The organism is Streptomyces sp. SID5910 (genome assembly GCF_009862125.1).
Classification (GTDB): domain Bacteria; phylum Actinomycetota; class Actinomycetes; order Streptomycetales; family Streptomycetaceae; genus Streptomyces.
The window spans coordinates 1-7,714 of sequence record NZ_WWHX01000475.1; the positions used below are offsets into that span (position 1 = coordinate 1).

The 7,714-nt window shown below is 71.1% G+C and carries 9 protein-coding genes; 6 read left to right on the forward strand and 3 right to left on the reverse strand.

Features of this window, described 5'->3' with window-relative positions:
* Positions 1-883, forward strand: an 883-nt coding sequence (locus tag GTW67_RS16760; RefSeq protein ID WP_237518902.1) for a winged helix-turn-helix domain-containing protein, incomplete at its 5' end; no start/stop codon positions are given.
* Between the two features lie 48 nt (positions 884-931).
* Here the strand turns inward: GTW67_RS16760 and GTW67_RS16765 are convergent.
* Positions 932-1,120 carry a hypothetical protein gene (locus GTW67_RS16765; protein ID WP_161165628.1) on the reverse strand — a complete coding sequence of 63 codons (189 nt, stop codon included), beginning with the start codon at positions 1,118-1,120 and terminating at the stop codon, positions 932-934.
* 149 nt (positions 1,121-1,269) lie between these two features.
* Here GTW67_RS16765 and GTW67_RS16770 point away from each other — a divergent pair, with 149 nt between their 5' ends.
* Positions 1,270-2,145: a GntR family transcriptional regulator gene (locus GTW67_RS16770; RefSeq protein WP_202437339.1), complete on the forward strand. Its 876-nt coding sequence runs from the start codon at positions 1,270-1,272 to the stop codon at positions 2,143-2,145.
* Positions 2,145-2,906: an HAD family hydrolase gene (locus tag GTW67_RS16775; protein ID WP_346010676.1), complete on the forward strand. Its 762-nt coding sequence runs from the start codon at positions 2,145-2,147 to the stop codon at positions 2,904-2,906. The genes GTW67_RS16770 and GTW67_RS16775 overlap by 1 nt, the downstream gene beginning before the upstream one ends.
* Here the strand turns inward: GTW67_RS16775 and GTW67_RS16780 are convergent.
* Positions 2,897-3,079 (reverse strand): hypothetical protein, encoded by a 183-nt coding sequence (locus GTW67_RS16780; RefSeq protein WP_161165630.1) that lies wholly within the window; start codon positions 3,077-3,079, stop codon positions 2,897-2,899. The genes GTW67_RS16775 and GTW67_RS16780 overlap by 10 nt on opposite strands.
* A 171-nt stretch (positions 3,080-3,250) precedes the next feature.
* On the opposite strand from GTW67_RS16780, the gene GTW67_RS16785 reads away from it, so the two are divergent.
* Positions 3,251-4,126 carry a GntR family transcriptional regulator gene (locus GTW67_RS16785; RefSeq protein ID WP_161165631.1) on the forward strand — a complete coding sequence of 292 codons (876 nt, stop codon included), beginning with the start codon at positions 3,251-3,253 and terminating at the stop codon, positions 4,124-4,126.
* Here GTW67_RS16785 and GTW67_RS16790 read toward each other — a convergent pair.
* On the reverse strand, positions 4,110-4,877 hold the full coding sequence (locus tag GTW67_RS16790; RefSeq protein ID WP_161165632.1) for an HAD family hydrolase: 768 nt from the start codon (positions 4,875-4,877) through the stop codon (positions 4,110-4,112). The two genes, GTW67_RS16785 and GTW67_RS16790, sit on opposite strands and share 17 nt — an antisense overlap.
* Before the next feature lie 280 nt (positions 4,878-5,157).
* Between GTW67_RS16790 and GTW67_RS16795 the strand changes: the two genes are divergently transcribed.
* Together GTW67_RS16795 and GTW67_RS16800 are read left to right on the forward strand one after the other, a co-directional pair.
* A complete protein-coding gene (locus tag GTW67_RS16795) occupies positions 5,158-6,213 on the forward strand; it encodes an aminoglycoside phosphotransferase family protein (RefSeq protein WP_161165633.1) in 1,056 nt (351 codons plus the stop codon).
* Positions 6,214-6,359: 146 nt separating this feature from the next.
* A partial coding sequence (locus tag GTW67_RS16800; RefSeq protein ID WP_161165634.1) for a phosphotransferase occupies positions 6,360-7,714 on the forward strand: 1,355 nt, incomplete at its 3' end.

Consider the following 7,714-nt stretch of genomic DNA (forward strand, 5'->3'; position numbering starts at 1 on the left):
CAACGGGCGGAAGAAGCCTCAGGAGCCTGCGAGAACCCATCGCGAGGTGGCCGACGAACTGCGGGCCCGGATCAGGTCCGGGAGGTTGCAGTCGGGCCAGCGCATGCCCACCCAGGCGCAGTTGGCCGACGAGTTCGAGGTGGAGCGCGGGACCGTGCGCCAGGCCCTGCGCATCCTTCAGTCCGAGCGCCTGCTCACCAACGTCTCCAAGGGCAGCCCGGCGACCGTCGCGTCCGACCCCGGCACGGCCCTGACCGGGCCCGACGCGCTGCCGCAGCCGACCACGGTGGCCCTCGCCCCGCGGATCGCCGACGCCTTCGCCGCCCCGCACGTCAGGATCGACGCCCTGTGCCTGACCGCGGTCTCCCTCACGCTCGCCATCGGTGAACCGCTGCGCCAGATCCACACCGGGCGGCGGAAACCGGCCAAGGTCGACGTCCGCGTCCTGCTGCCCGGCCGGGACATCGACCTGGCCTTCCCGGTGCCGGTGGCGGGCCGCGGCGGCCGGGGTCCGGTGCACGAGCGGTGGCTGGCGATGCGCAACGCCCAGGGGCAGGTGCTCCAGCACAATCTGCTGGCACTGCGCGCCACGCACGGCATCGACGTGAGCGTCTCCTTCCGCGCGCTGCCCTTCACCCCGCCGGTGAAGCTGTACCTGCTCAACGGCACGGAGGCGCTGTTCGCCTACTACACGCTCACCCGGCGTGAACAACAGGTCGGGGAAGAGCAGTTGGAGATGTACGACGCCGAGGGCACCCGCTCGACGCTGTTCGCCTTCGAGGAGGGGGCCGGCCCGCGCGACACGTCGTTCGTGCGGCAGTCGCAGCTGTGGTTCGACGCACTGTGGGAGACGATCAGTTCGGAGCTGGTGCTCACGGACTGACCGCCTCCCACGTCCGGCGTGCCCCGGGCGGATCCGGGGGCCGGCCCCTCACAGGGCGGGCCCCGCGACCAGCAGGGCCAGCACCACCGCGCCGACCGAGCTGACGGAGGGGCTCTTGGCCTTGATGCCGATGGTGAGCAGGAGCAGGCCGACGACTCCGGTGGCGCCGTACTTCCACTGGACCATCTGCTCGAAGGCGACGACGAAGACCGCGGACACGAGGGCGAGGACGGGCATGGTCTTTCCCCCTTCGGAAGCTTCGGGAAGTAAAACCTCCGCCAACTTGAAGAAGTTGGCAACCAACTCTGACTATGTTGTCCCCACTTGGCTACTAGTTATAAACAAGTTTCAAACAACTCCCGCTAGGTAGGTCGGAGTTGTAGCGTCTGGTCGTGACCCAGGAGAACGTGTCCGTGAACGGCAGCAGAAGGCTCTCGTCCCAGGAGATCGCCGACATCCTGCGGGAACGGATCCGCGGGGGTGACCTGAAGGCGGGCGACCGCCTGCCCACCCAGGCCGAGCTGGCCGACGAGTTCAAGGTGGAGCGCGGCACCGTCCGCCAGGCCCTGCGGGCCCTCCAGGAGGACGGCCTGCTCACCAACGTCAGCAAGGGCAGCCCGCCCCGCATCGCCGAGCCGCCCCCGGTCCGCGGCGAGCCGCAGCCGACGATGGTGGCGCTCGGGCCCCGGCTGGCCGAGGCGTTCTCGGTGCCCCACGTGCGCGTGGACGTCGTCTGCCACACCTCGGAGACGCTGATGCTGGCGCTCAGCGAACCGCTCCGGCTGATCCACGAGGGCAGGATCCGCCCGGAGTCGATCGACTTCCGCGTGCTCATGCCGTCGCGGGACATCGAGCTGGCCTTCCCCGTCCTGGTCGAGGACGAGGAGGACGACCCGGTCCACCAGCGCTGGCTCCAGATGCGCAACGCCCAGGCCCGCGTCCTCCAGCACAACCTGTACGCCGTGCGGTCCACCCACCGCGTCGACGTGCGCATCGCCTTCCGCGCGCTGCCGTTCACCCCGCCGATGAAGCTGTACCTGCTCAACGGCGAGGAGGCGCTCCTCGGCTACTACATGCTCACCCGGCGCGAGGAGGAGTACGAGAGCCGCACGCTGGAGATGTACGACGCCCTCGGCTCCCAGTCGCTGCTGTTCTCCTTCCTGAAGCGCACCGGGCAGCGGGACGAGGTGTTCGTGAAGGAATCACAGAAGTGGTTCGACGCCCTCTGGGAAACCATCACCACGGACATGACACTCTCCTAGTGACTTCTCATACGACGCAGACCGAGCCGGTGGCGGCGGACACGGCGAACCTGGGACGGCTGGTGCGCGGAGCGCGCTTCGTGCTCTGGGACTTCGACGGGCCGATCTGCCGCCTGTTCGCCGGGCACACGGCGGAACGGGTGGCGGCCGACCTCGTCGACTGGCTGGAGGGGCGCGGGCTGCGCGGCCTGCTGACCCCGGAGGAACGGGAGTCGCCGGACCCGCACGCGGTGCTGCGCGCGGTCGACCGCCGGCACCCCGACAGCGACCTGGTGGCGGAGCTGGAGGAACGTCTCACCCAGGAGGAGCTGCGGGCCGCCGCCTCCGCCATGCCGACCGCGTACGCCGATCCGCTGATCCGGACCTGGAGGGCCGTCGGCGTCGGACTGGCCGTCGCCACCAACAACGCGCCGCGGGTGGTGCGCACCTATCTGACCGGCCGGGGCCTGCTGCCGTGCTTCACCCCGCACATCTACGGCCGCACCCAGGAACTGAGGCTGCTCAAGCCCGACCCGCACACCCTCGTCCGGGCCCTCAGCGCGATGGGCGCCGCCCCGTCCGCCTCCCTGTTCATCGGCGACTCCCCCTCGGACTGCGAGGCCGCCCGGCAGGCCCAGGTGCCCTTCCTCGGCTACGCCCGCAACGAACGCAAGGAGAAGTCCCTGCGGGACGCGGGCGCGGACACCGTCGTCGGCTCCTTCGAACCGCTGCTGAGCCTGCTGCGCAGCCGGCCGCCCGCCGGGAGCGCCGCTCAGGCCTGAGCCATCAGCAGCAGGAAGAGCACGGCACCGGTGGACGCGCACGTCGTGCTGCGGGCCCGCACCCCGACGCCGAACACGCACAGGCACAGCAGCCCGAAGGCGCCGTAGCGGGACTGGACCAGCTGCTCCAGCCCCATCAGGAAAACCGCGGACAGCAGTTGCGAAAAGATCATGACTCCCCCAGCGCCACCGACCGGTGAGCGATCAACTTGCAGTCCAATTGGACTGGTTGCCGTTGAGGGGGTGATGCCCGTACGGCTAGATCCCTTAACTGGCCCGTACATGCGGCCTGCAAGTTGACTGGAAGTGGTTTGCTCCGGAGCGCGGAGCGGTACGGTCGCGGTGTGAGTGACGGAACGGTTCCGGACGGTGGCGGCAGGGAGTTCGAGCGCGTCGCGGGCGTGCTGCGGACGCGCATGACCGACGGCACCTTCGGGCTGAAGTCGCGGCTGCCGCCGGAGCGGGAACTGGCCGAGGAGTTCGGCGTCTCACGCTCCACCGTGCAGCGGGTGCTGAGGGAGCTGCGGAGCGAGGGCTGGATCGAGACCCGCCAGGGGAGCGGCTCGCGGGTCGTCAGGACGCAGTGGATCCCCTCGCCGACGAGCAGTAGGAGTGCCGACCGCCGGGCGAGCCTGGGACTGCTGATCGGCGAGGCCTTCGAGCAGCCCGAAGTGACCCTGGACGTCTTCACGCTGACGTCGGAGTCACTGGACGCGCACATCCGCCTCCAGGCGGAACGCATCCGGGACCAGGAGATCGCCCCGCGGCGCATCGCCCTGCGCATGCTGCTGCCGTCCGAGGACGTGTGGCTGCCCTACTGGCGCGCCGACGATCCCGACGACGACCAGGCGCTCAGGGAGCGCCTGCTGGACATCTCCCGCTGGCACACGGCGTCACTGCGCACCGTGCTCGACGACCTGAGGACGATGAAGCTGGTGCCGTCGGTCGACTTCGAGATCCGGCGGGTGACCGTGGCCCCGACGTACAAGCTCTATCTGGTCAACAGGACGGCGGCGCTGTTCGGCCCGTACGAGGCGTTCGAGCGGTCCATCGAGCTGGCGGACGGCCGGGTGGTCGAGGCCGTCGACGTCCGCGGGCTGGGCGCGCGGCTCACGCACCACGTCAAGGAGGACGGCGCGAACACGAGGGACACCGTCTTCGTGGAGATGATGCAGTCCTGGTTCGACTCGGCCTGGACGCTCCTCACCGACGGGCCGTGAGCGGGACGCGGACGTCACCGAGCAGACCGACGGCGGCGACGAGCCCGGTGTACGAGGAGACGACGGCGTCGGCCCCCTGACGCAGCATCGCCTCGGCGACGGCGTCGTCCCGGGTGAACCCGAGGAACGGGGTACCGGCGGCACGGGCGGCCTCCAGGTCGGTGAGCTGGTCGCCGATCAGCAGACAGGCCGCGGCCGGCAGACCGAGGTGCGCGAGGGCGCGGTCGACGCAGTCCGGGTGCGGCTTCATGCGCCGGGCGTCCTCGGGGTCCCGTCCGCAGACCACTTCGAACGCGTCGTCGAGCCCGTGTCGGACGAGATGGTCCCGGATGGGTTTCTCGGCGTTGTTGCTCACGACGACCAGACGCATTCCCGCGGAGACGAGAGCGGGAATCAGCGCGTCGACGAGCGGAGTCGGAACAGCGGTGAGGGCCGCTTTCGCCTCCTGCTCCCTGACGATCTCCTCCGCGCGCGCCAGCGGGCCCGGGTCGCGTCGTCGCGGCGCCGGGCGTTCGTACATCGCCCGCAGTTTCCGGAGAATTCCGTGCGAGTCGTCGCAGGCGCTCACTTCCGGATCGAGGTGTTTCCAGGAATACCGTGCGCTGTCCTTGATCCTGCGTGCCACGTCGGCCGTCGACGCGCCGCGGAAGAGGTCGCACACGGGCCCGTCGAAGTCGAACAGCACGGCCCGCACCCCGTGGAGCAGGGTGGCGAGTTCCCTCGGGTCGTTTCCGTCGGTGCGGGATTCCATGGCTCTCCTCGGATCTGCGGGGGAAGGACGGCGCCGCGGCGGTCGCGGTCCCGCGGCGCCGGGGCCGGGGGCCGGGACGGTGCGCCGGGGGTCACCGTTCGGGCGTACGGCGGATCGCCCGGGACGGGGACGCCAGGCGTCCTGAGACCGCGTTCTCCGTCGCGCGCGGGCGCGGTGGAGTAACGTGCTTCCCTCTTACCCCATTGGCGCCACCGGAATGGGCTGAACGCACAGAATGGCACCCCAAATGGTCTCGCCCGTCAGGCGGCGAGCCGAAGCGATGAACGGTGGTTCCGCCCTGGTCAAGGGGCCGCTCAAGGGGTATCACCACGAGACGTACGTCATTTGGCCGCCGGGCGGCCCCGGCCCCGTCAAATTCCGTGAACCCCGTTCCGCCGGACTGTGGTTCGACCGCAGGTGCTTCCTGTCGGAGGAGGATCTGCTGCGGGGGCTGAAGGGCCGTATCGACCAGGTGCCCGAGGTCGTCGACATCGGGGGAATGGATCTTCAGACCTTTGTCGAGGGGCGCACGCTCGGCGCCTACGGGCGGTGGAGCCGGCGCGTGCCGGACCCGCTGTTCGAACAGATCGTGCGGCTGTTCCGGCAGATGGTGCCGATCACCGCCGACACCCTGCACGTCGAACGCCGCTGCTCACCTCTGGACGCCCCCGAGGACGGGGACACCGCCGGATTCCTCGGACGCCTCGTCGTATTCGCCGAGGAACAGGTGTACGCGGCCAATCAGGCCGAATTCGGCGGCCTTTTCCGTGCCGTGGGAATCGATGAGGAATCGTTCACCCGCCTCAAGAAGAAGGTGCACGGATTTTCGGAGCGGCCGTTCTGTCTGCTCCACGCCGACCTGCACCGGGAGAATTTCGTCGTCGACCCCCGGGGACGGCTGTGGACCATCGACTGGGAACTGGCGATGGTCGGCGACCCGCTCTACGACCTGGCGACCCACCTCTATCTGATGCGGCTGCCCGCCGATCAGGAGGCCCGCATGGTCCGGGAGTGGTGCGCGGCCGTCGAGGCGATCCGGCCCGGCAGCTCCCGCGGCTGGGAACATGACCTTCCGCTGATCACGGACTTCAAGCGGGCGCAGTCCCTGCTGACCGACACCGTCCGGCTGGCGCTGTCGCTGCGGGACGAGTCGGGCTTCCGCTGGCCCGCGCTGCCGTGGGCGGCCGGGAAACTGGAGCGCGTCCTCGGCGCCGCCGCCGCGCCGCTCGGCCTGGTGGACGTGCCGGGGCGGTCGCAGATCATGGCCGCGCTCGTCCGCTGGCACCGCGATCTCCCCGACAACCGGTCCCGTAGGTCGGGGCGTGCGGGGCAGTAGGCTCACCACAGAAGTTCCCCTCCTCCCACGAGTACCGTGACGCAGGCCGCCCGCGCCCGCCCCTTCTGAGCGTCCGTCCCCCCTCGTACCCTCCGGCACGCGACTACGGCACAGCCACCCCCAGCACGAGACCTCCGGGAACGCCCATGTGCACATCCGCTTCCCCCTGTCCCCTCTGCCCCCGCCCCGCCGACGCACTCGCCCAGGAGATCCTGAGCCACGCGATCGCCGGTTCTCCCCCCGTCAACGGCCACCACAACCGCAACTACGTCGTGCGGCTGACGCCGTCCATGGCACGGCGACTCGGCCGGGAACCCGGCTCGCAGGTCCTGGTCAGGGTGCCGCGTCACCCGGAGCTGCCCGTGGTGATCCGGACCTGGGACCGTGACCACGAGGGTCATGTCATGGGCGCCGCCCGGCCGTTGGTGGAGCGGGTGCCGGAGTGCCTGCGCCAGTACAAGGACCTCGCGATCCACGCGTACGTGCCCGGCCGGGCGCTGTCCGAGGAGTGCGGGGACGGCAAGCCCGTCGACGCGCTGCTGGCCAGGGAGGCGGTGGGGATCCTGGCCCGCACCCACCAGGTCAAGGCCGACGCCCTGCCGGACCTGCCGCCCGGCCGGTCCCCGGCGGAGAGCGGCCGGGACTTCCTGCGGGCCCTGGCGCACCAGGCGCACCGGCAGATCGTGAGGGCCAACTGGCCGGAGTTCGGAGACCTGTTCACCGCTCTCGGCATCCCCGGCGACGCCCTGGTGGGGTTCGCCGAGCGCGTCCCCGACCTGGTGCCCCGCCCGCCGGGCCTCCTGCACATGGACCTGCACCGCGGCAACCTGCTGCTGCCGGAGGACGGCGGCCCGGCGCTCTGCCTGGACTGGGAACTGAGCTCCTACGGCGACCCGTTGTGCGACCTCGCGATCCACCTGGTGCGCATGCGCTACCCCGAGCACCAGTGGGAGGAGGTGATGGGGGAGTGGTACGAGGCGATGGAGGAGAGGAACCCCGGCGCGGCCAGGGGGATGATCCGCGACCTGCCCCACCACTTGGCCTTCGAGAGGGCGCAGTCCGTCTTCCCCGACGTCATACGGGCCGCCCGGACGCTGCGCACGGAGGCCGGCGCGGGGGACGTGGAGGGGGCGCGGCAGCGCGTGCTCCGGGCCGTGCGGGACGCCGAGCGGCCGTTGCGCCTGGCGAAGCTGCCGGACGACCGGGCCGTCGAACGCGCCCTGGCCCCCTGGCTGCCGTCGCCGGGTTCGAAGCCCGCCGGTGGGCGGCCCCGGTGGCGCGGGGCCGGATCGCGCCCCGCGACGACGGCCGGCGGGCCGCTGCTCGGGCACGTGCCCGGACCCGTGGGCGTACCCGCCGCCGAGAGTCTCGCCGGGGTGAGCGCGCCGGCCTGCCCGTGCGAGGCCGGGCGTGCGCCGTACTCCGCCGGCCGCGAAGGGGCGCCGGGCCCGTCGCGCGTTCCGCGTCCGGGGGCCGGCCTGCTCGGCACGCGCGCGCTGCT